40 protein-coding genes and 1 pseudogene are annotated in these 24,430 nt (G+C 41.2%); 22 read left to right on the top strand and 19 right to left on the bottom strand.

All coding sequences use genetic code 11. The features are described from left to right. The first annotated feature begins 488 nt into the window (after positions 1 to 488). Positions 489 to 734, top strand: a complete 246-nt coding sequence (locus HDEF_RS13110; protein ID WP_234809470.1) for a hypothetical protein — start codon at positions 489 to 491, stop codon at positions 732 to 734. A 64-nt stretch (positions 735 to 798) separates the two neighbouring features. Continuing rightward, positions 799 to 1,110 (top strand): helix-turn-helix transcriptional regulator, encoded by a 312-nt coding sequence (locus HDEF_RS13105; protein WP_234809469.1) that lies wholly within the window; start codon positions 799 to 801, stop codon positions 1,108 to 1,110. Positions 1,111 to 1,794: 684 nt separating this feature from the next. On the opposite strand, the gene HDEF_RS04885 is transcribed toward HDEF_RS13105, so the two are convergent. Together HDEF_RS04885 and HDEF_RS04880 are read right to left on the bottom strand one after the other, a co-directional pair. Then, positions 1,795 to 2,052 carry a ribbon-helix-helix domain-containing protein gene (locus HDEF_RS04885; protein ID WP_015873531.1) on the bottom strand — a complete coding sequence of 86 codons (258 nt, stop codon included), beginning with the start codon at positions 2,050 to 2,052 and terminating at the stop codon, positions 1,795 to 1,797. After that, positions 2,046 to 2,681, bottom strand: a complete 636-nt coding sequence (locus HDEF_RS04880; RefSeq protein WP_015873530.1) for an AAA family ATPase — start codon at positions 2,679 to 2,681, stop codon at positions 2,046 to 2,048. Before HDEF_RS04880 ends, HDEF_RS04885 begins: the two co-directional genes overlap by 7 nt. A 223-nt stretch (positions 2,682 to 2,904) precedes the next feature. Between HDEF_RS04880 and HDEF_RS04875 the strand changes: the two genes are divergently transcribed. The 3 genes and pseudogenes from HDEF_RS04875 to HDEF_RS13510 form a co-directional block, all read left to right on the top strand. Next, positions 2,905 to 3,216 carry a type II toxin-antitoxin system HigB family toxin gene (locus HDEF_RS04875; RefSeq protein WP_015873529.1) on the top strand — a complete coding sequence of 104 codons (312 nt, stop codon included), beginning with the start codon at positions 2,905 to 2,907 and terminating at the stop codon, positions 3,214 to 3,216. Continuing rightward, a complete protein-coding gene (locus tag HDEF_RS04870) occupies positions 3,213 to 3,623 on the top strand; it encodes a helix-turn-helix domain-containing protein (RefSeq protein ID WP_015873528.1) in 411 nt (136 codons plus the stop codon). The genes HDEF_RS04875 and HDEF_RS04870 overlap by 4 nt, the downstream gene beginning before the upstream one ends. A 16-nt stretch (positions 3,624 to 3,639) precedes the next feature. Then, positions 3,640 to 3,810, top strand: a pseudogene (locus tag HDEF_RS13510) (ATP-binding protein); the annotation flags it as partial. A gap of 48 nt (positions 3,811 to 3,858) precedes the next feature. Here the strand turns inward: HDEF_RS13510 and HDEF_RS11425 are convergent. Both HDEF_RS11425 and HDEF_RS04860 read right to left on the bottom strand, forming a co-directional pair. Further along, complete coding sequence (locus HDEF_RS11425) at positions 3,859 to 4,062, bottom strand: nucleotide-binding protein (RefSeq protein ID WP_086934988.1); 204 nt, start codon at positions 4,060 to 4,062, stop codon at positions 3,859 to 3,861. Positions 4,063 to 4,711: 649 nt separating this feature from the next. Then, the gene (locus HDEF_RS04860; RefSeq protein ID WP_044612506.1) at positions 4,712 to 4,987 is read right to left on the bottom strand and encodes a hypothetical protein; all 276 of its coding nucleotides are present in this window, start codon (positions 4,985 to 4,987) and stop codon (positions 4,712 to 4,714) included. A 427-nt stretch (positions 4,988 to 5,414) separates the two neighbouring features. Between HDEF_RS04860 and mobA the strand changes: the two genes are divergently transcribed. The 5 genes from mobA (at position 5,415) to repA (ending at position 8,614) form a co-directional block, all read left to right on the top strand. After that, positions 5,415 to 5,723 carry a plasmid mobilization protein MobA gene (gene mobA / locus HDEF_RS04855; RefSeq protein ID WP_015873284.1) on the top strand — a complete coding sequence of 103 codons (309 nt, stop codon included), beginning with the start codon at positions 5,415 to 5,417 and terminating at the stop codon, positions 5,721 to 5,723. Beyond that, positions 5,724 to 6,032, top strand: a complete 309-nt coding sequence (locus HDEF_RS13095) for a hypothetical protein (RefSeq protein WP_048901562.1) — start codon at positions 5,724 to 5,726, stop codon at positions 6,030 to 6,032. Between the two features lie 3 nt (positions 6,033 to 6,035). Beyond that, a complete protein-coding gene (locus tag HDEF_RS13090; protein ID WP_048901561.1) occupies positions 6,036 to 6,623 on the top strand; it encodes a relaxase/mobilization nuclease domain-containing protein in 588 nt (195 codons plus the stop codon). 41 nt (positions 6,624 to 6,664) lie between these two features. Continuing rightward, entirely contained in the window at positions 6,665 to 7,615 is a 951-nt protein-coding gene (locus tag HDEF_RS13085; protein WP_234809468.1) for an LPD7 domain-containing protein, read from the top strand. 330 nt (positions 7,616 to 7,945) lie between these two features. Then, on the top strand, positions 7,946 to 8,614 hold the full coding sequence (gene repA / locus HDEF_RS04845) for a plasmid replication initiator RepA (protein WP_015873525.1): 669 nt from the start codon (positions 7,946 to 7,948) through the stop codon (positions 8,612 to 8,614). A gap of 167 nt (positions 8,615 to 8,781) precedes the next feature. On the opposite strand, the gene HDEF_RS13080 is transcribed toward repA, so the two are convergent. After that, positions 8,782 to 9,012 carry a hypothetical protein gene (locus HDEF_RS13080; protein WP_234809467.1) on the bottom strand — a complete coding sequence of 77 codons (231 nt, stop codon included), beginning with the start codon at positions 9,010 to 9,012 and terminating at the stop codon, positions 8,782 to 8,784. A 641-nt stretch (positions 9,013 to 9,653) separates the two neighbouring features. Between HDEF_RS13080 and HDEF_RS10925 the strand changes: the two genes are divergently transcribed. Beyond that, positions 9,654 to 10,766 carry a pentapeptide repeat-containing protein gene (locus HDEF_RS10925; protein ID WP_171770472.1) on the top strand — a complete coding sequence of 371 codons (1,113 nt, stop codon included), beginning with the start codon at positions 9,654 to 9,656 and terminating at the stop codon, positions 10,764 to 10,766. 882 nt (positions 10,767 to 11,648) lie between these two features. Further along, positions 11,649 to 11,852 carry a hypothetical protein gene (locus HDEF_RS12015; protein WP_095034118.1) on the top strand — a complete coding sequence of 68 codons (204 nt, stop codon included), beginning with the start codon at positions 11,649 to 11,651 and terminating at the stop codon, positions 11,850 to 11,852. A 218-nt stretch (positions 11,853 to 12,070) separates the two neighbouring features. Here HDEF_RS12015 and HDEF_RS04825 read toward each other — a convergent pair whose 3' ends face one another. Both HDEF_RS04825 and HDEF_RS13875 read right to left on the bottom strand, forming a co-directional pair. Further along, positions 12,071 to 12,397, bottom strand: a complete 327-nt coding sequence (locus HDEF_RS04825; protein ID WP_015873522.1) for a heavy metal-binding domain-containing protein — start codon at positions 12,395 to 12,397, stop codon at positions 12,071 to 12,073. Between the two features lie 56 nt (positions 12,398 to 12,453). After that, on the bottom strand, positions 12,454 to 12,615 hold the full coding sequence (locus tag HDEF_RS13875) for a hypothetical protein (protein WP_015873521.1): 162 nt from the start codon (positions 12,613 to 12,615) through the stop codon (positions 12,454 to 12,456). 1,053 nt (positions 12,616 to 13,668) lie between these two features. Here HDEF_RS13875 and bla point away from each other — a divergent pair. The 5 genes from bla (at position 13,669) to HDEF_RS04805 (ending at position 16,252) form a co-directional block, all read left to right on the top strand. Further along, entirely contained in the window at positions 13,669 to 14,529 is an 861-nt protein-coding gene (gene bla, locus HDEF_RS04820; protein ID WP_015873518.1) for a class A beta-lactamase, read from the top strand. A gap of 162 nt (positions 14,530 to 14,691) precedes the next feature. Further along, positions 14,692 to 15,045, top strand: coding sequence for an IS630 transposase-related protein (locus HDEF_RS11415; RefSeq protein WP_048901559.1), 354 nt, complete (start codon positions 14,692 to 14,694; stop codon positions 15,043 to 15,045). Positions 15,046 to 15,255: 210 nt separating this feature from the next. After that, positions 15,256 to 15,384 (top strand): transposase, encoded by a 129-nt coding sequence (locus tag HDEF_RS13760; protein ID WP_242465858.1) that lies wholly within the window; start codon positions 15,256 to 15,258, stop codon positions 15,382 to 15,384. 80 nt (positions 15,385 to 15,464) lie between these two features. Further along, positions 15,465 to 15,830, top strand: a complete 366-nt coding sequence (locus HDEF_RS04810) for a transposase (protein ID WP_012737981.1) — start codon at positions 15,465 to 15,467, stop codon at positions 15,828 to 15,830. Positions 15,831 to 15,847: 17 nt separating this feature from the next. Continuing rightward, positions 15,848 to 16,252 carry a transposase gene (locus tag HDEF_RS04805; RefSeq protein WP_158530960.1) on the top strand — a complete coding sequence of 135 codons (405 nt, stop codon included), beginning with the start codon at positions 15,848 to 15,850 and terminating at the stop codon, positions 16,250 to 16,252. A gap of 30 nt (positions 16,253 to 16,282) precedes the next feature. On the opposite strand, the gene HDEF_RS12455 is transcribed toward HDEF_RS04805, so the two are convergent. Beyond that, positions 16,283 to 16,849 carry a phage terminase small subunit P27 family gene (locus HDEF_RS12455; protein ID WP_234809466.1) on the bottom strand — a complete coding sequence of 189 codons (567 nt, stop codon included), beginning with the start codon at positions 16,847 to 16,849 and terminating at the stop codon, positions 16,283 to 16,285. A 265-nt stretch (positions 16,850 to 17,114) separates the two neighbouring features. Here HDEF_RS12455 and HDEF_RS04790 point away from each other — a divergent pair, with 265 nt between their 5' ends. Further along, positions 17,115 to 17,441 (top strand): type II toxin-antitoxin system RelE/ParE family toxin, encoded by a 327-nt coding sequence (locus HDEF_RS04790; protein WP_015873515.1) that lies wholly within the window; start codon positions 17,115 to 17,117, stop codon positions 17,439 to 17,441. Between the two features lie 3 nt (positions 17,442 to 17,444). Further along, positions 17,445 to 17,768 carry a helix-turn-helix domain-containing transcriptional regulator gene (locus HDEF_RS04785; RefSeq protein WP_015873514.1) on the top strand — a complete coding sequence of 108 codons (324 nt, stop codon included), beginning with the start codon at positions 17,445 to 17,447 and terminating at the stop codon, positions 17,766 to 17,768. A 1-nt stretch (position 17,769) separates the two neighbouring features. On the opposite strand, the gene HDEF_RS04780 is transcribed toward HDEF_RS04785, so the two are convergent. From HDEF_RS04780 to HDEF_RS13870, 3 genes are read right to left on the bottom strand one after another with little or no spacing between them, the layout of a single operon-like run. Further along, entirely contained in the window at positions 17,770 to 18,114 is a 345-nt protein-coding gene (locus HDEF_RS04780) for an HNH endonuclease (protein ID WP_015873512.1), read from the bottom strand. After that, the gene (locus HDEF_RS04775) at positions 18,095 to 18,565 is read right to left on the bottom strand and encodes a lysis system i-spanin subunit Rz (protein ID WP_015873511.1); all 471 of its coding nucleotides are present in this window, start codon (positions 18,563 to 18,565) and stop codon (positions 18,095 to 18,097) included. The genes HDEF_RS04780 and HDEF_RS04775 overlap by 20 nt, the downstream gene beginning before the upstream one ends. A 32-nt stretch (positions 18,566 to 18,597) precedes the next feature. Next, complete coding sequence (locus HDEF_RS13870; protein ID WP_015873510.1) at positions 18,598 to 18,771, bottom strand: hypothetical protein; 174 nt, start codon at positions 18,769 to 18,771, stop codon at positions 18,598 to 18,600. Positions 18,772 to 18,860: 89 nt separating this feature from the next. On the opposite strand from HDEF_RS13870, the gene HDEF_RS04770 reads away from it, so the two are divergent. Continuing rightward, entirely contained in the window at positions 18,861 to 19,724 is an 864-nt protein-coding gene (locus HDEF_RS04770; protein ID WP_015873509.1) for a hypothetical protein, read from the top strand. A 118-nt stretch (positions 19,725 to 19,842) separates the two neighbouring features. Here HDEF_RS04770 and HDEF_RS04765 read toward each other — a convergent pair whose 3' ends face one another. The 6 genes from HDEF_RS04765 to HDEF_RS04750 all read right to left on the bottom strand — a co-directional run bounded on the left by HDEF_RS04765 (position 19,843) and on the right by HDEF_RS04750 (position 22,666). Continuing rightward, the gene (locus HDEF_RS04765) at positions 19,843 to 20,340 is read right to left on the bottom strand and encodes a lysozyme (protein WP_015873508.1); all 498 of its coding nucleotides are present in this window, start codon (positions 20,338 to 20,340) and stop codon (positions 19,843 to 19,845) included. After that, positions 20,337 to 20,525: a phage holin family protein gene (locus HDEF_RS11400; protein ID WP_015873507.1), complete on the bottom strand. Its 189-nt coding sequence runs from the start codon at positions 20,523 to 20,525 to the stop codon at positions 20,337 to 20,339. The genes HDEF_RS04765 and HDEF_RS11400 overlap by 4 nt, the downstream gene beginning before the upstream one ends. A 70-nt stretch (positions 20,526 to 20,595) precedes the next feature. Further along, positions 20,596 to 21,678 (bottom strand): DNA-methyltransferase, encoded by a 1,083-nt coding sequence (locus HDEF_RS04760; RefSeq protein WP_015873506.1) that lies wholly within the window; start codon positions 21,676 to 21,678, stop codon positions 20,596 to 20,598. A gap of 84 nt (positions 21,679 to 21,762) precedes the next feature. Further along, positions 21,763 to 21,921: a glycoside hydrolase family protein gene (locus HDEF_RS11395; protein WP_193432926.1), complete on the bottom strand. Its 159-nt coding sequence runs from the start codon at positions 21,919 to 21,921 to the stop codon at positions 21,763 to 21,765. Further along, a complete protein-coding gene (locus HDEF_RS04755; RefSeq protein WP_048901584.1) occupies positions 21,918 to 22,262 on the bottom strand; it encodes a phage holin family protein in 345 nt (114 codons plus the stop codon). Before HDEF_RS04755 ends, HDEF_RS11395 begins: the two co-directional genes overlap by 4 nt. Positions 22,263 to 22,429: 167 nt before the next feature. Further along, a complete protein-coding gene (locus HDEF_RS04750) occupies positions 22,430 to 22,666 on the bottom strand; it encodes an antiterminator Q family protein (protein ID WP_268802495.1) in 237 nt (78 codons plus the stop codon). 58 nt (positions 22,667 to 22,724) lie between these two features. On the opposite strand from HDEF_RS04750, the gene HDEF_RS04745 reads away from it, so the two are divergent. Together HDEF_RS04745 and HDEF_RS04740 are read left to right on the top strand one after the other, a co-directional pair. Then, entirely contained in the window at positions 22,725 to 23,102 is a 378-nt protein-coding gene (locus HDEF_RS04745; protein ID WP_012737971.1) for an IS630 transposase-related protein, read from the top strand. After that, positions 23,014 to 23,547, top strand: coding sequence for an IS630 family transposase (locus HDEF_RS04740; protein WP_086934965.1), 534 nt, complete (start codon positions 23,014 to 23,016; stop codon positions 23,545 to 23,547). Before HDEF_RS04745 ends, HDEF_RS04740 begins: the two co-directional genes overlap by 89 nt. 127 nt (positions 23,548 to 23,674) lie before the next feature. Here the strand turns inward: HDEF_RS04740 and HDEF_RS13070 are convergent, their stop codons facing one another. Further along, positions 23,675 to 23,845, bottom strand: a complete 171-nt coding sequence (locus HDEF_RS13070) for a RusA family crossover junction endodeoxyribonuclease (protein ID WP_407078893.1) — start codon at positions 23,843 to 23,845, stop codon at positions 23,675 to 23,677. A gap of 198 nt (positions 23,846 to 24,043) precedes the next feature. Next, entirely contained in the window at positions 24,044 to 24,265 is a 222-nt protein-coding gene (locus HDEF_RS04730; protein WP_015873504.1) for a hypothetical protein, read from the bottom strand. Between the last annotated feature and the right edge of the window lie 165 nt (positions 24,266 to 24,430).

Below are 24,430 nucleotides of genomic sequence, written 5' to 3'. Positions count from 1 at the left end.
AAAAAGAAAAAGTTCACTGCTGCCTATCCCACTGCCTTTAAATGCATCAGCATCTCTGATACTCAGGTCGAAATTTGAATGACGGATTTTTGCTTTACGCAAGAAGGCCTGACTGCAACGGGAACACGATTTGGCAGTTTTAAATCCACTGGCCCCTGTTATGGCTTTACCTCAATGACTCAACAGACGTGAGTGATTATTTTAACAAAAATTCTACAATACACTAAATGATATGGCTAATGAGAGAGGTTCCTTAAAATCAGGACAAGATAAATATTAAAAGTATACATTTTAAAATTCATTTTGAATTTAAAATAGTTGTTTTATTGTTTTTTTTAACTATATTGATCATTGTCTCACACTCATTGCCAAATGATTGAGAGCTCGACATTGGCAGGTTTCACGGTTTTTGGAAGATGAGTGACGGTTCCGTAACTACGTCAGCCGTGTACTGGCTCTTGTTTCAACCTGAAAATGGAAGGTGTTGCATGAACAACGCAATGAAGCAACTTTGCCTGAGTTGCACTATCCCGAGTGGATTTACCAATGCCGAATCCGAGGTTTATAGTAATGTGGCCATGACGGAACTCTTCGCGTTGACGGATGAGTGCTCCAAAGTTCTGGATGTTTTTCGCTCGCAAAAAGAGGCAGTGTGCCGTAAAAAATGCCCGTTATCTCTGCTCAGTACTCTACCCTGTTTTTACAAACACCCCTCCCAAGCCCTGGCTTTTTGATTTTTTTCCATTATTCGATGAACAGAATGGGTACATCGGGGCCTTTTTTCATGCCCGGCCCTTTTTGTTTTTATCCCCCCTGGAATATGTTGAAGGTAAATCACCTCATAAAATGACGCTCCGACAGACAGATAAGAGGTTTAACCAACGAGAATGTGAGATTATCTTTTTTACTCTTCAACGGTTAAGCAAAAAGGAAGTGGCCAGGAAACTCAATCTTTCATATCGGACGATAGAAAATAAATTGCAGTCTATTTACGAAAAAGCGGGTGTCCAGAATGGGCAGCAATTTACAGACTATTTCTGCACGAGTGGTATGAATCAATACCTTCCTCCTGAATTACTGCCTTCTGGTCGTCACGTCATTAGCGTTTAAGTTTAATCGTCAGACCCCTTTAATTGCAGATTCAAGATCACTACCCAGAATCAGAGTAAAAGAAGATACAGTGTCGTTCGTGCCATTTTTTATTGGCAACTTGTGAAAAAATGATACAAAAAAATACTGTCAGATGTGTTCGCACGACCGGTAAGCGGTTCGATAAAATGGAGTGATATTGAGTTTCTTTTTATCGCTCTTGGTGCGGAGATTCACGAAAGAGAGGGCTCAAGGATCTCAATCCTTTTGAAAAGAAAAAAAATCTTTCTCAGGCTACACCCAAGACCCACTACTGATAAGGGTGCCGTTAATTCCATTCGGATATGGCTGGATAGCTTAAATTTCAGAGGTAAGTTAACAGCTCGCCTGACGCCTGATCAGCATCAGGCTCTTGCCGTGACTGCTCTGTCAGAAGGTCCATAAATCAATGACCTTCTGGCTGAAGGGGTCGATCTGGTTATTGAAAAACATTCATATCAAAAAAATACTCACTCAGTAAGTTAACCCGTTAATACTAAAAACGTTCGTTTTTGGTACAGAAGATAAAATGTAAAAAGTTGGAAGGGGCTATACCCGGTCACTACTCCAAAAAAGAGCGTTGGAATTCTTAAAAATTATATTTTTTGATATTAAAGTAGTACCATTTTTGAGCCTTTTTAGTAAAATTTTAGTTAAAATATAGTGCTATTTTAAATTTTCATCATAAAATCTAAGGGCATAACGCATCATATTCAGTTTCGAACGATTTGTTTTTTTACATAATTTTTCTAATAACTGATATTCGTACTGATTAAATGGAATTCTAATGGCTTTGTAATCTCTAGGAGCTTCGCTGTTAAGAGAAACGACTTCTGTTGAGAGTCTGTCTGCTCCCGATGCAAAATCCTCTATTTTTTTTTCAATTTGAGGTGGTTGTATATTTGGAGTTCGACGTTTCACCATAACAACAACTCCTTTACCAGAGACTGAATTTCTTTTTTTGCTTTCAAATTATCCATTTCTACCACTCCCTTTCCTTCCGACATCGCATCCCTATAAACCTTTCTGTCTCTTATAATAGTTTTCATTAGTTCTAATTCAGGAAAATCCTTTAAATATTCTTTGGCTTCATTTGTTTCATTAATAACTGGATTAGTAGGGGCAAGCGTCAGTATGGCAACGGCTCTTAGTTTAGGATTTAAATCTTTTGCCTCAGTCATGATTTCGGTTAACCGAGGTAGTGTGTCCAAGTCGGGTTGTGAAGGACGAAATGGGACTATCATGATATCTGAAGAGGTCATGCCTGTCCGTAATTCACGACTGTCCCTGCCTGCGGTATCGACTACCACATATTCATATCTTTTTTTCAGGTCTATCAGAGTGTCACGAATGTTATCGAATTTTTGGAGGCTATGGACTGTAGGAAGTTTTGAGATTGAGTTTCTATCTGAAAGCCAATTAGAAGCGGTTCCTTGACGGTCAGAATCAACAAGCACCACATCCTTTTTTCGGCAAGCTAACTCAGAACAAATATTTACGCATATAGTGGATTTTCCGCATCCCCCTTTTTGACTCCCAATGAGTATAATCATAGTACCCTTTATTTACTTAAATGATTTATTTTTAATGTTAAATTAGTACCAATTTAATGCCTTGTCAAATTTAAATTTTAGTACCAAAATGATGTATTTATAGTGTCATTTTGATCTTCGTTTACAATGTAACCCCCCGAAGATTAAATTAATTTAAGTTTACATATTGTAAATTACAAAAGAATTCGTTATAATATTTACAATATGTAAACTTTGGTGACCTATGCACGTAATATCAAAAGAACCTTTTGAGGTAGCCTATAGAAAGTATGGGAGAGACTCTTATGCAATAGTCTCAACGTATCGATCTCTGAAAGAAAATAATTTTAAAAATCCGGATGAGCTAAAAAATCTTTTTCCCAGTTTAGATAAATTTAAGTATAGAGAAAAATGGTGGGTCATTGATATTGGTGGAAATAATTTAAGGCTTATTGTTTATATTAATTTTATAAATAAACGAATTTACGTCAAACATATCGTGACACATTCGGAGTACGATAAATTAAACAAATATTATAGGGGGAATAAAGAATGATCACAGAAGCTATCCATGCAACAAAAGAACTGGTAAAAGCCGTTCCACTACTGGGTGGAAGTCATTCTCAGTCAGATTATAAAGCGGCTCTTGAGTTGGTCAATTATCTGATTGATAAAGATGATGAGAATCCTTTAATTGATATTTTGTCTATCAAAATTTCGGAATATGAAGAAAATAGCGAACAGTTTTATGAATTTAATAAAGCGCTTGAAGCTATGCCAACTGGAGTGGCTGTTCTGCGTGTATTAATGGATCAATATCATTTAAAACAAACTGATTTGAAGAATGAAATAGGTTCCAAGTCGTTAGTTAGCCAAATATTAAATGGGAAACGCTCATTAACTATTGCTCATATTAGAGCTTTATCAGCACGTTTTAACGTGCGCTGTGAATTATTTATTTAAGTTTGTATCGCGTTAAATTTTCATTACCAGCAACCTGCCGTTTACCCAGTGGTCCGGAACGTTTGGTGATGACGAAACGCTGACGGCGGCTATGCTCGACCGGCTGCTTCACCATGCCCATATCGCGCAAATCAGCGGCCAAAGTTATCGACTGAAAGATAAGCTCAAAAGCGGTCAGCTCCAGAAAAAAACTAAAGCAGCAGCTATCGAGTCATTTAAAGGGGGTGGGTCAGCTTTACTTTGGCAGGGTGGGCCAGAATTCGATCGGTATTGACATTGAGATTGAGTTTCTATCTGAAAGCCAATTAGAAGAGGTTCCTTGACGGTCAGAATCAACAAGCACCACATCCTTTTTTCGGCAAGCTAACTCAGAACAAATATTTACGCATATAGTGGATTTTCCGCATCCCCCTTTTTGACTCCCAATGAGTATAATCATAGTACCCTTTATGTATTTAAATGGTTTATTTTTGACATAAAAATAGTACTAATTTTATGGTCTGTCGAATTTAAATTTTGGTGCCAAAATAATACATTTATGGTGTCATTTTAATGTTAAGTTAATTTTACTAGGCATGCAATCCTCACGAATTTTTGAAATCTTCAATATTAAAAGTCTCCATCAAAAGCATCATGGCTATTGCACGAGAAAAAAAAGTAGAGTGGCAAAAAGCCTAAATTGCAGTTGAAAAAAAGAATTGTTCGGTATGAATGGAATAGAAATTATTTTATCAGAGATATGCCGGAGATTTTTTTCTCGGAAAAAAGTCTACCGGACACTTCGTGAGGGTATAAGAAAAACTGAGTAATAAAATTTCCGTTGATTCTTTCTTGCAAGCACGTGTTGGCTATGTTCTGTACACCATTTGAAGAAAGATATTTGAGAAAATATATCTACTTATTTAAAATCTATAAGAAGAAAAAAAATGACGAGTCATGAGATTTTAAAAAGATTAATAATCTGTAAAAAATTACAAGTTAAAAATGGCTATTTTTTAAAAAATAGAGAGCTTTCATAAAAAAAATTTACTCACTCTATTTTTAAAAATTATTATCAATATAAATAGTTTTAAAAACTGTATTAATTTTTAAGTATTTTTTAATGACTTTTTTCTTTCTAATTTTTTCTCAAGAATAATTTTCTGGATAGCTTTCAATCCGACTTTTATCCCTGCACTTTCAAGAGCCGATTTAATATCTTCTGAAACGTACCCTTTATTTAAAGCTAATTTGATTATTTGCGCCTTTAAATTTTCCAAGACATCGTCTTTATTTAGTCTTATCTTTTTGAGGTCAGGTAATTCCTCTAGCATCTCTTTTGCTTTTTCAACTTGTTCGACCGTATAATATTTCTTAGAAGTCATTTCGTTTTTTCCGTTAAAAAGAAACACATTTTACCTGGTTTTTTATTTCATACTCATTGCTTATTTTTTACCACTCAAATCATACTCACTTCCCGCCTGATTATTTCAATTTCTTCGCTATAAATCTTTTTATTTTTAATAAATTTTTATCTATTAAATAAATATTTAACATTTAAAATGTTTACATAAAACTGATTTAAACTCAATCATAACGACAAAAATTTCACCTGTACAGAAGATATATTTTACCTTCATGACATTATAAAAAAATTAAGCCATAATATCAAAATTGCTATTTAACAAAAGGATAAGATATGTTTTGAAGCACCGCTTGCAAGCAACCGGCCCTTCAAAACTCTTGGTCAGGGCTTCGCCCCGACACCCCAATTAAGAAAGAATTCTTATTTACTCCATAGAAAATAACGCCATGAGCCAAAGTGAAAAACGAAAAAGAACGGCCCTTATTCCCAGTATTCGTTGCTTTCCAGAAGAAAAAGAGCATCTCAAAGAGAAAGCCCAATCGGCAGGTTTGAATTTAAGTACTTACCTCATTCGCTGTGGGTTAAATCGCAGAATAAAAACTCACTTTGATCCGGAATTAGTGATGGAATTGAGTCGATTAGGGTCTCTACAGCAACGTCTTTTTGATGAAGGGAAAGGGGTTATAAGCGAAGAATATGCACAAGTTTTCGTGGCTATCCAGGAAGCTATTTTAACCTTAGGGCGGGCAGAATAAATGATTGTGGGTAAGGCAAAAAAACGGAGGGATGGAAAATCAAGTTTTCTCACTTTATTGGCCTATACGACGACTCGTGATGACCATCATCATGATGACGTGATTGATCCAGAGAGCCAAAAAGCCCGTTTATCTCAATCAAAAGAAGCCATTTTTGAACGCTTAATGGGTTACATTCATCGCAACGGAGATGCGGATAAAATCCTTATCACTGAGAGATTTCCTGATGGTCGGCATCAGGTTCTTTTTGATCAGGTTTTATGCGAAACGAATACACTGAGCGTGGCCACAGCGGCGGTAGAAATGTAAGCGGTGGCTTTAAAAAATACGCGTTGTAAAGATCCCGTTTATCACTTTTTTTTATCCTGGCCGGAGACGGACTCTCCGACGGTAGAGCAAATTTTTGAAAGCGCGCGGCATAGTCTTAAAGCCTTGGGGATGTCTGACCATCAATACGTGACTGCGATTCATCGAGATACAGACCATCTGCATTGTCATGTTGCCGCGAATCGGATCCATCCTGTGACTTATAAAGTTGCCGATGATGCTTATGATATTTCTAAATTACATAAAGCCAGTAGAGAAATGGAATTAAAGTATGGCTGGACGAGAACCAATGGATGCCATGTGATTAACGAAAACAATCGCATTGTTCGTTCCTGTTCTAAGGAAAAATCGATGCCTGATGATGCTAAGAAACTGGAATATTACTCCGATCAGGAAAGCCTTTATGGTTATGCGGTGCGTGAATGCCGACCAGAAATTTCAGAGATTTTGAAAGCAGATTCTATTTATTGGGAGCGGATCCATGCTGTCCTGATTAGGGCCGGACTGGAACTGAAAAAGAAAGGGGCAGGCTTGGGATTTATCATCGGGCCCATCCAGAGCAAACCCCATTAAAAGCCAGCAGTTTACATCCTCAACTCACTCTTTCGAAATTAGTGCCTCGCATTGGCGAATTTGAAAATGCGCCCCGAGTGATGGAATTTAAAAATGAACAAGGGGAGGTGACCTTAACAAACTATATGGTGAGTTCACATTATGATGATCGACTTCATTTGCGTGATCATCAAGCTCGAATGACTCGCCGATTAGAACGCGCTGAGGCCCGAGAAGAGTTAAAATTGCGTTATCAAACTGACAAAAAAGAAGCGAAATGCCCCTCTTTTGACGCAAAAAATCGTTTTAGAACTCTTTCCATGACCTTTCGTTTCCGAAGAGCCCATGTGTGTGTTGCGGTGCGCGATCCTTTAATGAGAAAACTGGCCTGGCATGTATTGGCTTTTGAGCGAGAAAAAGCGATGGCCGAGTTGCGTTTAAAATTAAAGGAAGAGCGGGAGAACTGGTATCGTTCTCCAGAAAATAGGCGACTGTCTTATCGTGTTTGGGTAGAACAACAAGCGTTAAAAGGGGATAAAGCGGCCATTAGCCAGTTAAGAGGGTGGGCTTACCAGGCGAAGCGGGATGAGCGAACGGCTTATCTCAGTGATACTGTCATTGAATGTGCCGTTTCAGATGATATTGCGCCGGTTGAGCTGAAAGGCTATACCCATCATATCCACCGTGACGGGGCGATTTTATACAAAAAGGAAGGGGTCACGCAAATGATTGACCGAGGGGAAACTATTGAGATGGTCAGACCGTTTGAAAACGAGGGGGACAATATGGTGGCGGGGTTACGTTTGGCAGAGCAAAAAAGTGGAGAGAAACGGGTTTTCTCGGGTCCGCGGGAGTACGTTGAGAAAGCGTGTTCGTTGGTTCGAGATTTGAATGAAATGGGGGAAACTTCCTTGACGTTAACAGACTCCCTTCAGCAGAAACGGGTCTGTGAAATGCGCCCTCAAGATAAACCCGCTCCTATCTCGTTTGACTCTCCGAATTTGACTCCCTGAGCGCATCGCCCCTTTAAAATGAGCTTTTGCGACAGCCTCGGAAAGGACGGGTATTTATATTGTTTACTGGAGCACGTGCGACGTGAAAGTTGCACCACAGAAGTCCCTTGAAACAGGGTAAGTTTGATCCGAAACCTTATTGCCACCTTCTCGGTGCAAGAGGAGTAATTTTTTTGTGCTAAGCGAGAATGAAAGCCTAACTAACCTGAATTCGGGATAAGGAATTGACGTTTATTTTCTCTAAATTTTTGATCAAGAATAGATAAGTGCCTCGTACTTCAAGATAATGATGTTTGCAGACATTATTCATCACGAAATAACGAGGCACTTATGCAAGATATTAACGAACTTTACTGCTTAAGGGCGATGGCGTTAGCCATGCTCTACCATTTTAATATTGCCTCTGGTTTAGTGATGGCGTCGGTGGAGCAACTGTCGGATGAATGTGGGTTGTCTACAGTCTCAGACGCGGGCAATAAATCGATTACGCGCGCCTCCCGTTTACTCACCGATTTTCTAGAGCCCATGGGTTTTGTGGACTGCGAAAAGGTCTGGGATAGAATTATGGAAAGCTATATTCCCAAACTCATTACGCTCACCCCGTTATTCTTTTTATTATTTGATGTGTCGTCAGAAAAGTTAGAGAAAGCCCAACATCAGCAAATGGGCTGGATTAACAAAGGTCTGATGGAGAAAGGAGAAGAGTCCATTACCTTAGGGGAAGCGCGTCGTCGAGCCAAAGAGCAACACATTAAGCGCGCGTTTGAATATCGAAAATCCCGGCATGCCATGAATAAAAAACGCAAGCTCGCCCGACGTATGGCCAAGCTAGACGAACAGACGGCAAAACAAGCCCTTCTTCAAAAAATCATTCATCGCTATTCCCTGGTTGAACTCAATGAGATGGGACCTAAAGGGCTGAGAAATCAGGTCAACATGGAATATCACCATCTTCGAAAGATAGCTAGTACACCCCCGCCAGACATTCCTGTGCATTAAACTGAGTTAATCTTTCTTTTCTCCCTGAAGAAACCAGGAAATAGCTTTAAAAACTGTTTTCAATACGATTTTAAATTAGAGTCAATAAAGGCTTGCTCATATGTAAATCAAAATCAACTACTAAGTGGTATTTATAAAAATCCTTCTCATTTTGATGTCAGCCAAAGCTATGCTATGGCATGAGTGAGAACGGGATTCTGTGAAACGAAGATAAATGCACGCACCGTGAATATTAACCGGTGTAATTGATTTCCCTGTTGCAATAAAGTTTGAACCTGTGAAGGGGCGTAAACCTCTGCCAAAGGCGCCTTCGGTAACTCACAGGAAGTTTGGAACATCTCCTGAGCAAACCAGGTTTCCAGATGTTCTCTTTTTTGGAGTAAAAATTGGCTCATCATGCCTTGGAGAGCGGTCATATCTTGAGGCGGAATTTCGGTGGGTCGTCACGCAGAAGTAAATCGGGCGAGGGGCATACTCAATGCCTCGATGATTTTGATCTGCAAGTGACTCAGTCCAGTTCCTTATCATACGTAGACTGTTGTCTGTCCAGAAATTCAGGCAGTAACTCATGGCGGCTTCATGGTGAAATTCCTTTGGGATGTACAAAACATCACCGGAACCCAACTCTTTATTTCTCGACTCTATATTAATGCAGGATTTTTAATGGGACAGCCCTGAACTAAAGGTCTATTTGCGCAGGGCAGTTCGTTTGCGGGCTTGTTCAAGCAAGAGGATGTATTTGCTCAAATTGCTCACGGGTGATGTCACTGGAGTATATTTTTCTCATGCCCAGATATCAAGGTTCAATTTGTTTTAGTAAGGGACATTAAATGGTTCTGTCGCATTAAGCGTTTTTACATCTCTATAATCACATTATATTCTGGTTTGGTTAGAATAAATTTTTTTCAATGCGCCAGAATCGTAAAGTTTTCATCAAGGTAAGTGACATATGAAGTCATCTTTAGAAAATCAGAATAGTAGTAATCGATTTAAAAAAATTGAACGACTTTTAAAATCTTATTTAAAATCTTGTAAAGAGATGAGTCTTAAATTCATTATTTTGCAAAAAACCTTACCTTATGACGCCAGCCTTGACGAGATAGAAAATTTAAAAAAACAAAAAGACAGTGCCTTAAAACAACTATTAAAACACGAATGGCATTGGGAAGTGCCCCTTAATTTACGTAAAGCCAACTTAGAGAATATGAACCTGCAAGGTATCAATCTCAGCTATACGGATTTGAGCGGTGTGAAGCTGTGTGGTGCTAACTTAACAAATTCGAATCTGATGTGTGCAAAGTTGTGTGATGCGGATTTGTCGGGTTCCGATCTGAAAGGTTTGGATCTGATCGGAGCAAATCTGATAAATGTCGATCTGACGAATACGGATCTAAGATATTCGAACATGACGAGAGCAAAGCTGCATGGCGCCAAAATGCATCAAACGAATTTAAGCGAAGTGGATCTGACCGATGTGGACCTCAGATCGATTAAGATGGGTTGGATTAATCTGAGCGAAGCCAAATTAAAAGAATGTTTGCTCCCTCTATTCATTGAAGCAGATCTGGGCAAAGTCAATGTAAACGAGATTAGGCTCGGTTATTCCAATCCCCCTGAAGCCCAAAATTCTCGGGGTATTTTAGTTCTGGGTATACCCCCTAAATGGAATGTTGATTTATTGAATCAGTACCTCAGTAATATGAATAATGAAAGGGGCAGTCTTCTGAAGACCATCGACAGTATTGATTGTAATAAAACAAAAGCAAGATTGGCTGGTGAATTAATTGAGTCGTTAAAGAATAACGACGTTTCGACAGTCGCTCTACCTTTATTGTCTATGTTAAATAAACCCCCTTATATTGAACATGATGAGATTGCGGATTATCAAAATGTGCTTTCGGGCTTGCTAGATACGATTTGGGGCTTAGAACATGGGTTTGATAAAGAGAGGCAAAGCTTGGCAAATGAGATTGCGCAACTGGCAAATGAGATTTCGGACTTGGAAAACGAGATCACGGACTGGCTAAATAAAGTCGCAAAAAAAAGCAAAGCAACACTTGAAATATATCAGCTGGCTCATTTGCTTTCATCAAAAAAGTTTTCCGTGCTAGCTAATCTCCTTTTATCAAATAGAATACACTTGTTTTGGTGATCTCTCACCGAGAGATAATTCATATGCAAGGTCTGAGCAATTGCTCAATTAACAAAGTGAAATAGTTAAATTATTGAAATTAAAAAATACTTTTTCTAAAAATAAAATTAAAGCTTTTTCTGGGTGCAACTTTTTTAAGTTTGACTTTTTATCCTATTGATCATTAAAAATATTGTTCTCATGCTTTTACTTATGCCTCAACGATTTAATTTTAGTGATAATAATTATAAGTTATTATTATAATTTCTAGTAGTTCTGTCGCATTAAGGATTTTTAAATTGCTATAAACACACTATATTATGGTTTTTTTCTAAGAAAACACTTTATTTTGTGGTTGGTCATGGATGAATTTATATTAATGCGACAAAACCGGCCCACGTACCTCTCAAGAAACAAAAATGGCGAATAACCTCCATGGCGATATCCAAAAAACCGCCGAGAGCGTGTTAACGCCCAGCGTGGGGGATCAGTCTCAATCAAAAGTCAGGCATCGTGGTAATCACGGATGTCCCAGAATTGGTCAACAGGATTGGTGATTACCTGAGAGATGAAAATGCGAAGCTGTCGAAACACGTCTTGCTTAAAGTAATGATGTACACCGTGCAACAGAAACCTTTTACCAGTTAGGCATTGACTGTGTCTGGGCTTATTTTCACGGTCTTCATTTGACGAATGCGTTTCATGACGGATCGAATTTAGCCAATGGCGACTTTAAAATTTTGCAGACGGCCACCGGCAGGGCAGCACAATTGGCGGGTTCTCAATTTTTATTTCAGGCCTTGTCTGAGCAAGTGAAGGTTTCCGATGTCAAGACACTCTACTATTATATGACCACGAATTTACTCACTACTGGTATGCAAATTGGAAAACAGACGACTTACTTTGCGAAAAACCTCTGTCAGAACAGATAACACCACCCCGGGTTCTGAACCTGTTCAATCACTTGAGCCAGGAGAAATTATCACAGGTACCCACGTTAACATCATGCCTAAAATTTTAGAGGTTAATGAAAAAATGATGCTGACCATGATGATGGATATCTCATCGCTCAATTCTTTCAGGTTTACAAGACTCAGGGTCGGATAATGTAAATGTTTCAAGGCCTTTCTAGTCAGAGACATAGGTGGGCACCACAGGATAAAAATTATTCAATATTATCATATTAGCCAAAAGCAGTTAATGCGACACAGCTACTAGACGCTAAACAGCCGGCAAACGTGAACATTGGTGCTAACTTCTTTTCTATCGTTCATTAAAATCCCATAATAAGATCTAAAAACAATTTTTGAGTTGATTATAAAGAATCACAAGCTGAAAATTTTTACAGCAGTACCATAAATCGATACCATAAGCATGCTGTTACTCGTACCGACAACTTCATAGTCAATATTAATACCGACGACAGCATTGGCACCAAGAGATTCTGCTGTGCTATTCATTTCGTTAAATGCAATTTTTCTTGCTTTTATTAGTTCTTTTTCGTAAGCGTTAGAACGGCCACCAACAAAGTCCCTAATACCAGCAAAAAGATCTTTAAAGATATTAGCTCCAAGAATAGCTTCACCAGTCACTATCCCTAAATATTCTCTTATATCATATCCCTGTAACGTAGGTGTTGTTGTATTTTTCATGGTTATTAATTCCATCATCTATTAATTGTGTATTTTCATCATTAAGCACTAACCTTTTAATGCCGCGCTATAGTACCTGCCAGTGCATAAATAGCAAACGCAGACAAAAAAACGGATAAAAGGCAGCTGTTTTTTGCTAGAATTGTTTGCAGGTTTTTTAGGCGTTCGAATTTATATTTAGGCCAACGCCAGCAATGAGTTTCAGGAAAATGATCCATATTATTTAAAATCCAAAATTTATGAACTAAATAAATGGCAAAAACCCACAGCTGTCAACGGCTCCGAACGAATTTGAACCTCCAGCAGTTCAAGCAATTTTTCTTGTCGCACCTGAGCAAGAGGTCGCCGTGGGTCGGGCCTGCATCAAAATTAAGCTGACATAAGATTTTTGGCTCTTTATGTGTTTTGGGGTCTTCAATTCACAAGTACTCCACAGGCTGGCTGAAGGGGGTTGAAAAAGACGTCTTATTTCTCAGGGTTTTTACAAACAAAACTGGCAGGAAAAGCTTACCTTTGACCGTCGAAACCGACTTCATGCACGAAAATTTGAGTTTCATCATGCTCGCCTGTGCGAATATCAGATTCATTCACCGTGTTTGGCATGCCTAAAAGTCATAGGATCGACATAACAGGCTACCTAAGCTGTAACCGAACAACGCTGTGAAGATAAAAGCATATGAATATCTACTTTTCTATTAATCGAGCCATAAAGCTCTTGAAAATGTAATGAGAATAGAGTTTAGAGAAGCCCCTATTTTAAAGAGACTATTTGAATACTAGCAAATCTCCTCGCGTATTTTTCAAATCTCCCAGATTCCCCTCATCAGATCCGCAACAAACTGCACCAACTGGAAGATATTTTGATGATCACGTTTTTTGTAGGGCTCAGAAGTGATGAAGACTGGTTGGGTATCGAAAATTTTGCTCACGTCAATAAAACTTATCTTACAAAAACAACTTAAAGCGTCAATCAAATTGATCAGTGTGATCTGAATTTTTGAATAATTAAATTATTTTTGTTTGCCAAGCCTGACTGTTTGACAAAATTATGCAGCAACGGGTTTTCAAAAAAACATTAAAGACAACAATCTTTTCCCTATTTTAAGCAAAACTACAGGTCATAATAAAGACTAAGCGATTGTTAAATAACACTTAAAATGTAGCGTTTTGTTCCATTTTATTATTGTATTTTATTGCCTATTTTAATCAAAAAAAATTATCTATTTGTTTTTAATGATTTATTTTTAATATTTTGTCTCCAAGGAAACAGTATGGAATCTTTTCGTTTAACCCTTATTTCCATTTTTGCTGCCTTTTCCCTGCCAGCTTTGGCACATCAGGCGACTATAGATAAAGTAAAAGAGTCTGAAAGACAGCTTAATGCGCGAGTGGGTTATGTAGAACTCGATCTCGCCAACGGTCAGATCCTAAATACTTATCGCCCTGAAGAACGTTTTCCGATGATGAGCACGTTTAAAGTTCTGCTGTGTGGAGCGGTATTATCACGTGTTGACGCCGGGCTAGAGCAGCTCGATCGTCGCATAAAGTACCGCCAGAGTGATTTGGTTAAGTACTCTCCTATGACTAAACAACATCTTGCAGACGGTATGACCGTAGCCGAACTATGCAGTGCCGCCATAACTGTGAGCGATAACACTGCGGCCAATCTGCTTCTATCTACGATTGGAGGACCTAAGGGACTTACTTCGTTTTTGCAAAAAACGGGTGACCAGGTTACCCGCCTCGATCGCTGGGAGACGGAGTTGAACCAAGCCCTGCCGGGCGACGAACGTGATACTACTACGCCTAAAATCATGGCACAGACGCTACACAACCTATTAACCGGTAAGATACTTTCCGTCAAATCACGACAGCAGTTACAGACCTGGATGGTAATGAACAAAGTTGGTGGCCCACTTTTGCGTTCGGTACTTCCTGCCAACTGGTTTATCGCCGATAAAACCGGCGCGGGTAATCACGGTTCTCGCGGTATTATAGCGGCGCTGGGAGCTGATGGAAAACCCTCGCGCATCGTTGTGATTTACTTAACGGAGACTCAGGCGACTATGGATGAGCGAAATAAGCAGATTGCAGAAATAGGGGCGTCATTGATTAAAAACTGGTATAGCTAAAAGCTTTAATTTTAGTTACAGTGTAAAAAACAATCAGAATGAATTTAATATGAGTTATTCACTTGATTTACGTAAAAAAATCCTGAGTATTTGAGAGCAAGAGGGACTGAGTATCAGAGAAACCGCAAAGAGGTTTCATATGGGTACCGATATCCTGACTCGTTGGTTAAGACGAATAGAGCCAAAACCCTCTGCCCGCGTCGGCGTAAGATAGACAAAGATGAACGGCAATACCCCGATGCTTATCAACGGGAACGCGCGGCTCGTTTTGGGCTTCGCCAGAAATCTATCTGTCAGGCATTGAAAAGATGGCGTCTGACCTATAAAAAAATGCGGGGTCACCCCAAGGCAGACGAAAAGACACGGCACCTGTTTCAAGACAAAATAGCCCGTTATCAAAAGCAGGTCAAACCTCTGGTTTATTCGATGAAAGAGACTTTGCCCACGACATGCCAGCCTCTACGGATATTCTCAACGAGGTCAGCGCTGTTTTGGGTGCCACGATTGGCAGGCTAAGATCCGTAAAAATGTCATTGGTATCTTAGTGGGGATGCACCTTGATGACTGTCGGCCTCTTTAATTCCTCGATTAACAGTGATGTTTTTTATGCTCGGGTCACATACAGCTCCTCCTGCCGACTCTTCCTAATCAGGGTATCATCGTGATGGATAACGCGTCTTTCCATAAGCGAAAAGACATTCAAAAAGCTACGAGCAAAGTAGGTATCTGATTGAATATTTACCTCCTTACTCCCCTGATCTCAATCCCATTGAGCACAAATGGGCTCAAGCTAACCGCAAAAGAAGAGAACCTCAGTGTGACATCGATACCTTTTTTTCAGAATATATAAATTAATCAAAATTAAATCGCTTAGCCATGGCACTGTTAACAAAGTTAATGTTAAGATATTCTCTGTTTTTTAGGGGGATAAAGAAATGAAAAACAGGCACTATCCGCTCAAAGAGTGTGATTTTATAAAAATAATCGAACCTCATATTATAAAATATGATAAACGTCCAGGTAGACCTGCAAGCATCAGTCATTATCAGTTTTTTTCAGCTGTTTTGTACGTATTGAGAACGGGTATCCCTTGGCGTGATGTACCTGATTTATACGGTCATTGGCATACGATTTATATGCGCTTTAAAAGATGGAGTGAAAATGGCTTGTTCTGGAACTTGCTTTATCGTTTACAACAAAAAAAGAAAATCAAAATGGACTGTACATGGGTAGACAGTACGACGGTCGCCATCCACCGACACGGCTCAGGAAGCCTTAAAAAAAGGGACCTCAATCGATAGGGCGCGGCCGAAAAGGCGTGAGCACTCAAATTCACGTGGGTCTTTCAGGCCGCTTTCTCCGGAGTGCCTGTCTATCTGAAGGACAGCGCTCCGATATGAAAGCCTTTACTGAGCTGTGGATAAAGGGAAATGGGAGGAAGGTGAGCTACATCATCGCTGATAAGGGAGTTGACTTTTTTGATGTCAGAAAATTAATCCGGGATAGTGGAAAGAGCCCTGTGATACCCCGACGAAAAGGGGCTGTTTGCACCGGCATTCAACCTAATGATAAAGAAAAATACAAAACACGCTCTGCGATTGAACGTTTCTTCTTCAGCATAAAAGAACAAAAAAGACTCGCTTTACGCTTTGATAAACTCGATATCACCTTCTTTTCTTTCTTCGCTATCGCTTGTCTTAAGGTCTTTAATTTACTTTGTTAACACTGCCATAGCTGAACGAAATAATTTCGGTTACGTCATGTAATGAGAAAATAAAGCATCGATACTGCAATTGACCGCTCTTCTTTTGCTTTTTGCTTCTGCCCATTTATGCTCAACAGGATTGAGATCAGGCGAGTAAGGAGGCAGATATTCAATGATATGACCCGCGTCATCGATCACTTTTTGAGTGTCCAAACGTTTGTGGAACGTCGCATTATCCATGACCACCACACAGTCGGGTGGCAAACTCGGCAGAAGTATCTGAATGACCCCAGCGTGAAACACATCACTATTCACAGAACACATGAACAATCCCACCGCCATCATGGCCACTTGCGGATGAGGGCGGATCATCACATTGCCGTCTTTTGATTCTGTCCTGTACAAATGACCTTCTTTTTTAATAACGTCTCTATGCTGTCGCCACTCAACATAAACGCCAACCAGCAGTTCCAGTGCCATCCCGTCGATATGGGTCAGGATATCGCTGGCATTAAGATCTTCTGCTATGCGCTCAAACCAATACTTTTCTTGCTTGCTAAAATGCTTGGGTGTTGAGGGTACCCATTTTTCGGGGTTTGGCCCGTTTCTATTCAAGGGACGTTTTGAAGGATTTCCCCTCACTAAACATAGCTGTGACGGGGCTTTCGGCGGTCCTGGCATAAGCGAAAGTCCTGTAAAATTGATGTTGATTTATACTGAAAATGGGGCAAGAAAAAGGTTTTCTAACCTGCGACGATGTGAGTCATCCCAGGCCGACGCTCCTCTAACCTCTTGTTTTATAATGATTTTACCTCCCCCTCCCCTTGCTCTCATGATGTTTCTACTTGACATATATCGTTTATAAACGATAGAATGAACTATGTACCAGATAAGGCACTACCTCGATAAAAGCGAACGCGATCACTTTAGCGAGTGGCGAGATCAAATTAGCGACACAAAAGCCAAGATCGCTATTGACCGGCGTATTATGCGTATAGAATTGGGAAATTTCGGTGACCATAAGCCCGTGCGTGAAGGCGTGTGGGAGCTCCGTATAGACGTAGGTCCAGGTTATCGTGTTTATTACGCTAAAGTTAACATAACTGTCGTTCTACTGCTCTGCGGCGGTGATAAGCGCAAACAAAATGCAGATATTGACCGAGCATGTGCCTACTGGCATGACTGGCAAAAACGGACAGGAGATTAAGAAATGAGAGACAGAGCGCACGACACAGCTATGGCAGAGGTTTTCCGAAACGATCCTAACTATGCTATTGAGCTATTGAATAGTATTTTGGAAGATGGAGAACAAGGCGAACTTTTAATTGTCCTTCGTCAAATGGCGGAAGCATTAGGTGGTGTCAGGAAAGTAGCTAAATCGGCAGAGTTAAATCCAAACCAACTTTATCGTACTTTATCAGAATCTGGAAACCCTGAAGTACGTAGTTTGACTGCAATTCTGCGTGCTATGGGACTACGGTTGGCTATTCAACCTATACATACCACCTCTACGGTAACTCAACGAATTATATAATTTAATGTTCTTTTGCTGTTTTAGCTCGGTGGCAAGCATAACAAATCGATTGCAGATTGGTCTCATCATCCTTACCTCCAAACGCCTTTGCCTTAATATGGTCAACGGCTTTAGCTTCGGTAGCGATACCTTGGCGTAAGCACGTTTGGCAAAGGTAGTTATCACGCTTAAGAATTTTGGCTCGAAGGATTTCCCAGGCACGTCCATAGCCCTGTTGCTGGCGAGTTCTACCGCGTTGGTGCTGTACCCAGCCTTCGTTGCGATGCGTTTCGCAGTAGCCGGAACGGGCAGTGGTGATTCCGCCACAACCCTGTTTGCGGAAAGGTCTAGGAATTTGGTTTGGCATGTTGATTCGACAAAACAACCTTCCGTATGTAATCCTGAAGGTATTTTATTTTTGCTTGGTCGCTGATGATTCCGGCTCTGATATCGAGAACGTTTCGTCCAGCAATTGAAGAGAGTTCGATGGTTCCTGCATGGCCCAGGCTGCTGGGGCGGGGAGTGCTGACTGGACAGTGACCTTTGACGAGCACCCGACCACCGCGATTAAGCTTACGACGCAAATGATGATTCTTGGCTTGCACATCGGCTAATTCCTTCGTGTGTCTGTCATCCAGCGCCGAGATGGTCTGTATTTGATGGCTTAACTGCTCAAATGCAACCTGTTGTTTTTCCCTATCCGATACAGCAATCTTTCGTGCTTTTTCAGCATCGTAATACAGTGTCCGGTAATACAGGGTTACACCTGACATTGAGGTCAGTAGCAAAGCGATAATGAGAGGAATTTTCCAGGTCATTTTTCTACACAATACGCTATACTGCTAATAGCCTAGGCTGTTTCAAAATTTAACTCAAATATGGCTTTCGCTTTTTCGCCACGCGCTTTTGATGAGCATTCCTGACGGCTCACCGAGGCAAAGTCAGCCTCTGCAAAAGGGGCCACATACAGGGCAAAAATGAATATCCACGTGGCGTCATCCTCTTGAAATATTTTGAGTATCATTTGTTGCTATAAAAATCGTGATCTGGTGTTGTGATTATTCTATTAATTTATGTCTTGTCTTGCATAAATAATAAAAAGGAGAGAATTGTATGGCTACAGAAATAAGGCTTGAAGGAGCTCTACTTAATAGAGCTATCAATGATTATGATATCAGTAAAATTCAAAGTGCTACCAACAAAAGCGATGTAGAGAGTCTTTGGGGTAAAATTACAGATTGGTTTTGTGGAACACGAAAAGAAGAAGCCAAGAAAGCATTGTTTGATGTTATCCATAATGATAATCCAGACAGAAAAATAGAATGTTTTAATCAATTGAGAGATATGGTATCACCGGCTTATAAAGACAAATTCACTTATAAGATAACAGAAGTTAATGATAATTTATTTACGGTTAATTTATTAATTACCGATATTTTATCAATAGAAAATTTGTCAACTACAGGGAAAAGTATTGATATAACAAGTGCTGTTAGCCATAGTCTTGACGGTGTCATGAATCGTGGGGACTTCAATTTAGAACAATTAAAGAAAGATGCCACTAGATTCACTTATACATTAAATTCTAAACTTTACAAACATGGATTTTTAACTGAATTAGAACTTGAAAAAATTACTGTTAATATGCCAAAAGCGCAAAAAAAATCACTGGATGTGATAGCGTCTCAAACTGGGGTTATAGCCATAAAAAATGGGATCCACGAACTTGGTTACGGAATGTCCTTCGTGGGAACACCCGAATTGCAAAGTATCTCTATATCAACAAAAAAAGATGATGTAGTTAAAGTTGAACTGAATCTAATACAGAATCATTTAAATGAAAGATTTGATATTTATAAGCAAAGTCTTCCGGACGCTAAATATCCCTGTTTGAGTATGAAAGCGAATATAGATATTGATAATAAAGGAAATTATTATATTCGTGAAATAAAAGTATCTCACCCAGGAATTGATTAATCAAACTAACGCTAAGATGTTATTTTATTTGTTAATTTTGTATAACAATCCTTATATTTCGACGTGTGATTTGCGCAGCGGGGCGCAGGCGAAAAAAAGCCCAGCACGATGCCAAGGCTCATTGAGTCGGACTGGTGAGTAAATCTGGCTTTAAACAAAGTTCGCGCTCTATGGCCCTACGGTTAATCAATCCTTTTGATACTTTTCCTTCGTCATATTTCCAGCGGCGCATCTCATCACAGGCTCCGCTCAAATCTCCGACGTTCAGCTTTTTCAGCAGCGTTGAGCGCTCAAACGCCCCACTGCCGATGTTGTAAACAAATGAAGTCAAGGCGGCTTTCTGTAAATCGGATAGCGGGAAAGTGACATAATGTTCAACTACGGAACGTGCTATCTGCAAATCCCGCCTCATCAACTCGCTACACTCTTCTTCGCTATAGATTTCCTCTGGCGTAACGTCCTTACCCGTATGACCGTGACAAACAGTGAGCACACCGCCCCCATCACGATAGGGCTTATAGCGCTTACCTTCATGCCATTGTACCAGGACAGCAGCAAGTGCTAATACACCGCCTGCCGTTGCCACCAGAAGGCGTTTTTTAAGTTGATTATTCATGATGGGTTTCTCGTTCGGAAACGGTATTCCTTGTGCCGGTAGTACCAGTTCAGCCCAACGGTCAGTAATGAACAGATAATCCCGGTAACCAGCGCCCATTCACTAAGCGATAGCGCCCCGCATAGAAACGTCGTCGCGCTCGCACCATAGGCAGTACCCGTTGTGTATTTTTCAATGTTATTCATGGATAGGTTTATTTATTTCGAGTGTTTGAATGATGGGGTATGTTTCTTCTGAGGGAAAGGTAGCACTTTGTCAAAAAATCATACCTTGGTAATTGATTTGAGGAATAAGATTTTCTATTTCTTTTTTAGTCTGCAAAAATCTATCTGTTTCTAACTCCACGCCGATAGCTTGCCGACCTGATTGAATTGCGGCTTTCACCGTCGAACCGGAACCCATAAAGAAATCTGCTACAGTATGTTTCGGCTTGCTACTGGCGTTAATAATGTGCTCAAGCAAGGCTGCGGGTTTTTCACAAGGATGTTTACCGGGATAGTACAGTACGGGTGGAAAATTCCACACATCGGTATACGGCACATCTTTGGTGACAGAAAAAGGTCGGCGCAAGTTTTCATACTGTCGTTTAAGTTCGTCATGGCTTTTCATCAGTTCACCGTAATCACGCTGAAGTTCGTCGTGCGTGAAACTCAGTGGATGGTGATTTTTGGAGAGAGACGACGCTGATTTTTTCTCTGCGGCTTTTTGCGAAAAGAATTCTTGCAAACGTTCATACTGTGTTTTGTTCGGTAACTGCCACTGAGAATACGAGAACCAATGCCGATGCATATAGCTTCCCATATACTGTTCAATTTCTTTGCCCGTGATATTGAGTTGATTTTTTGCGGTGATGAAATAGTCAATCAGCGAAGCAAACACTTCGCTTTTTAACTCAGCACATTTATAGCCATCCTTATTTTTTGCTGTACCCTCTGCCCCGTACTGCTCTGCAAACAATATTCGCTCGGTGCTTGAAAAATATGAGCGTAGCCATTCTTTTGAGCATCCAGTCCCACGACCATAGGGTTTAGCCCAAATAATGTGATTTAACATCCTCATGTGATTTCTTGGCATAATTTCGGTATCTGCGGCCAATTCTGCGCTACAAAACAGGTAGAGACTGCCGTTTGGCTTTAATATCCGCTGGAATTCAACGAGGTAATCATTTAGCCACGCCAGATATTGCCCGGTTGTTTTCCACTGCCTTTCCCATGCACAGGATTTAACACGGTAGTATGGCGGGTCAGTCAATATCAGGTCGATAGAATCATCAGGAAGTGTTTTAACGTATGGCAAAGCGTCGCCGTTAACCAATATCGGCTGGTTTGAAAAAGTCATCGTTATGACCTTGGATTTTAAATGTGATTGAGCTTGTTGGTGTATTAATGATTTTTTCAGACAGCGACGATTTAACAATATTCATCAATTACAACAACACACTTGCCGCCTTGTGTCACCTGCCTTCACGCCTTTCGTATGCCCGTAGCCAATCGTCCATCTGCCGCCAGGGCAGAGATAGGCTTTCAGCCTCAACGACTCAAACGCTTTTATCTGCTCAATACCCTCAGGACTGATGTTCATCGTGACTCTCCATTTTTTCGCTCAGTCCAGGATTGCAGTCGGGCTCGAAGGTAATCCGTGCCCACATAACCAATGTAAATGGCCAGCACCTGAGGGGCGGAGGCCGGCAGGGTGCCGTGAAACAGGCCTTCGACCATCATCAGGAGGGGTTGGCTAAAAAACGCCAGCGTACTGCACGACAGGGCATCGAGCAGTCGGCGACTCCAAGGATGCTTTTCGCAAGTATTGCGTAACAACGAAAACAGGGCGGCGAGGCTGGCGTAGCCAAAGTCGGCTTGATGACCCCGAATCCAGGCCAGCAACGCAACCCAGAATCCAGGCTCTTTTTCAGGCATGGTCATAGGGGGAGAGCAGGGTGACATCGAAGAATCGTGTGTTCATTTCGCCAGACGGGGGGATTTTAAAATGCAAAAAGCCCCCACCGAAGTGGGGGCTCTGTGTTCTGTTTGTAACTACCGTAGTATGGGGCAATTATGTGGCCCACTGGCCCGCCAGTCAAGTACTTTTTTTATCCTGCTGTCTCCACAAATGTCGCCATCATCCCCGCGATATAGGCTTCAGAACGAGACAACAGTGCCGACACATAATCATGTTTTCGCCCTAAATGCCGCCCTATCGCCCGACAAGAGGCCTTGCCTCGATAACAGGCGACGACAATCTCATAGCCCAATGAATCAAAATGTTTGAGCCTCGCGACCGCACGGTCTACCTTTTCTGCTTCACTGTCCGATAACATCGGCCGGATATAGCTAAGCGATTTAATTTTAGTTACAATATAAAGAACTAATTAGCATGAGGTCACTATGAGTTATTCAGTGGATTTTCGTCAAAAAGTCCTGAGTATTCGAGAGAAAGAAGGACTGAGCATCAGAGCAACGGCGAAGCGTTTTCACGTAGGTACAGATACTCTCAGGCGTTGGCTCAAGCGAATAGAACCGAAACCCTCGGGTCCGCGTCGAGGCAAGATGGATAAAGAGGCGTTTATCAAAGATGTGGCAGAGTATCCAGATAGCTATCAACGGGAACGGGCGGCCCGTTTCGGGGTGTGCCCCAAAGCCATCTGGCAAGCATTGAAAAGATGGGGTCTGACCTATAAAAAAAACTCTGCGTCATCCCAAGGCAAACGAAGAGGCACGACAGGGGTTCCAGGAAAAAATCGCGGGGTATCAAAAGCAGGGTAAATCTCTGGTTTATCTCGATGAGAGCGGCTTTGCTCACGATATGCCCCGCCTCTACGGATACGCTACACGAGGTCAACGCTGTTTTGGGACTCACGATTGGCAGGCTAAGGGCCGCACTAACGTCATTGGTGCCTTATTAGGGGTCACTCTCATCGCGGTGGGCCTCTTTAACTGCTCCATTAACAGCGATGTTTTTTATGCCTGGGTCACTCAGCTGCTCCTACCCGCTCTTCCTCATCCGTGCGTGATGATGATGGATAACGCTTCTTTCCACAAGCGAAAAGATATTCAACACGCCATTCTCAACGCCGGTCATTCTATTGAATATTTGCCTCCTTATTCGCCCGAGTTCAACCCTATTGAGCACACATGGGCTCAAGCTAAAAGAAAAAGAAGAGAACTTCAATGCGACATCAATACCTTGTTTTCAGAACATATTATGTAACTATTCTTATGTCGTTTAGCTATATCACTACTTGCCATGGGCACAGGCCAGGAGGACACGGGATATTCCGTCCCCACCCGCGTGCCTGCCCAGTTGCCCCAGGCGGTCAATCGATATCGAATCTCTTTCATACGGTTTCCTCCTCGATATAGTCGTCAATGACCACCACACATTTGCCATTTTTAATCTTGTTATCGGCATCGAATTTCTTCACCGTCATCACTCTGACCTGTGCGTCATCGGCCCAAATCCCTGCTTTGGTCAGGGCATCTAATACGCCTTTAGGATAATTATCCACGTCTCTCACCCGTTTGTCCGGCAGATACAGTGTAGCAGTACGGAGACGTCCCCAAGGAAGGGGTGATGACCCTGTTTCATGGACGATTGGGCGACTTCGATGGCGGTCAATCGCTGAAACCGTTTCGCCGCCTCGCTTAAGTAAACACGACGGGCGGTGCGCACCCAGTAGTGATTCACACTGGGCGGGAAAGGCAGTTCAATTCTCATGCCACCGCCAGAGGGGATTGAGCATCGAGAAAGGGGTTTTGGGAAAGCGGGCTGTTTCTGGCAGAGACACCACCACATCCCACAACCGGACATCCTCGTTCAGATATTTTTTCATTCGATACCCTCGCTGCTGATAGTGATGCGTTAAAAAATCGGCTTCCTCGCTGTTGATGCCCGTATAACGGAAGGGGGTGTTGAGGGAAATGCTCATCTGTTTTGAGTGGCAAGAGGGAGTACAAATACGAAGAAGGTATGGGTAAAAAAGCGGATGAGAATATCAGGTGGTGCCTCCTAAGGAGGAAAACCCCTAGGATAACTGACGTAATAGACCTTATTCAGGTGCAAAAGTGCACTTGGGGGGGGGGAGTGAAGGACA

It is taken from the genome of Candidatus Hamiltonella defensa 5AT (Acyrthosiphon pisum), assembly GCF_000021705.1.
GTDB lineage: Bacteria > Pseudomonadota > Gammaproteobacteria > Enterobacterales > Enterobacteriaceae > Hamiltonella > Hamiltonella defendens.
This window is presented reverse-complemented; position numbering and strand designations above follow the sequence as displayed.

Coding starts and splice junctions, on each gene's coding strand:
- HDEF_RS04755 (WP_048901584.1), bottom strand. CDS start 22,262: ATGACCATGCCTGAAAAAGAGCCTGGATTCTGGGTTGCGTTGCTGGCC.
- HDEF_RS04790 (WP_015873515.1), top strand. CDS start 17,115: ATGTACCAGATAAGGCACTACCTCGATAAAAGCGAACGCGATCACTTT.
- HDEF_RS13095 (WP_048901562.1), top strand. CDS start 5,724: ATGATTGTGGGTAAGGCAAAAAAACGGAGGGATGGAAAATCAAGTTTT.
- HDEF_RS04760 (WP_015873506.1), bottom strand. CDS start 21,678: ATGACTTTTTCAAACCAGCCGATATTGGTTAACGGCGACGCTTTGCCA.
- HDEF_RS13110 (WP_234809470.1), top strand. CDS start 489: ATGAACAACGCAATGAAGCAACTTTGCCTGAGTTGCACTATCCCGAGT.
- HDEF_RS04860 (WP_044612506.1), bottom strand. CDS start 4,987: ATGACTTCTAAGAAATATTATACGGTCGAACAAGTTGAAAAAGCAAAA.
- HDEF_RS13870 (WP_015873510.1), bottom strand. CDS start 18,771: ATGATACTCAAAATATTTCAAGAGGATGACGCCACGTGGATATTCATT.
- HDEF_RS04885 (WP_015873531.1), bottom strand. CDS start 2,052: ATGGTGAAACGTCGAACTCCAAATATACAACCACCTCAAATTGAAAAA.
- HDEF_RS11425 (WP_086934988.1), bottom strand. CDS start 4,062: ATGATTATACTCATTGGGAGTCAAAAAGGGGGATGCGGAAAATCCACT.
- HDEF_RS04745 (WP_012737971.1), top strand. CDS start 22,725: ATGAGTTATTCAGTGGATTTTCGTCAAAAAGTCCTGAGTATTCGAGAG.
- HDEF_RS13875 (WP_015873521.1), bottom strand. CDS start 12,615: ATGGATCATTTTCCTGAAACTCATTGCTGGCGTTGGCCTAAATATAAA.
- HDEF_RS11400 (WP_015873507.1), bottom strand. CDS start 20,525: ATGAATAACATTGAAAAATACACAACGGGTACTGCCTATGGTGCGAGC.
- HDEF_RS04775 (WP_015873511.1), bottom strand. CDS start 18,565: ATGACCTGGAAAATTCCTCTCATTATCGCTTTGCTACTGACCTCAATG.
- repA (WP_015873525.1), top strand. CDS start 7,946: ATGCAAGATATTAACGAACTTTACTGCTTAAGGGCGATGGCGTTAGCC.
- HDEF_RS04870 (WP_015873528.1), top strand. CDS start 3,213: ATGATCACAGAAGCTATCCATGCAACAAAAGAACTGGTAAAAGCCGTT.
- HDEF_RS04765 (WP_015873508.1), bottom strand. CDS start 20,340: ATGAATAATCAACTTAAAAAACGCCTTCTGGTGGCAACGGCAGGCGGT.
- HDEF_RS10925 (WP_171770472.1), top strand. CDS start 9,654: ATGAGTCTTAAATTCATTATTTTGCAAAAAACCTTACCTTATGACGCC.
- HDEF_RS04825 (WP_015873522.1), bottom strand. CDS start 12,397: ATGAAAAATACAACAACACCTACGTTACAGGGATATGATATAAGAGAA.
- mobA (WP_015873284.1), top strand. CDS start 5,415: ATGAGCCAAAGTGAAAAACGAAAAAGAACGGCCCTTATTCCCAGTATT.
- HDEF_RS04770 (WP_015873509.1), top strand. CDS start 18,861: ATGGCTACAGAAATAAGGCTTGAAGGAGCTCTACTTAATAGAGCTATC.
- HDEF_RS04780 (WP_015873512.1), bottom strand. CDS start 18,114: ATGCCAAACCAAATTCCTAGACCTTTCCGCAAACAGGGTTGTGGCGGA.
- HDEF_RS13080 (WP_234809467.1), bottom strand. CDS start 9,012: ATGATGAGCCAATTTTTACTCCAAAAAAGAGAACATCTGGAAACCTGG.
- HDEF_RS04810 (WP_012737981.1), top strand. CDS start 15,465: ATGAAAAACAGGCACTATCCGCTCAAAGAGTGTGATTTTATAAAAATA.
- HDEF_RS04785 (WP_015873514.1), top strand. CDS start 17,445: ATGAGAGACAGAGCGCACGACACAGCTATGGCAGAGGTTTTCCGAAAC.
- HDEF_RS04875 (WP_015873529.1), top strand. CDS start 2,905: ATGCACGTAATATCAAAAGAACCTTTTGAGGTAGCCTATAGAAAGTAT.
- bla (WP_015873518.1), top strand. CDS start 13,669: ATGGAATCTTTTCGTTTAACCCTTATTTCCATTTTTGCTGCCTTTTCC.
- HDEF_RS04730 (WP_015873504.1), bottom strand. CDS start 24,265: ATGAGCATTTCCCTCAACACCCCCTTCCGTTATACGGGCATCAACAGC.
- HDEF_RS11395 (WP_193432926.1), bottom strand. CDS start 21,921: ATGAACATCAGTCCTGAGGGTATTGAGCAGATAAAAGCGTTTGAGTCG.
- HDEF_RS04880 (WP_015873530.1), bottom strand. CDS start 2,681: ATGATTATACTCATTGGGAGTCAAAAAGGGGGATGCGGAAAATCCACT.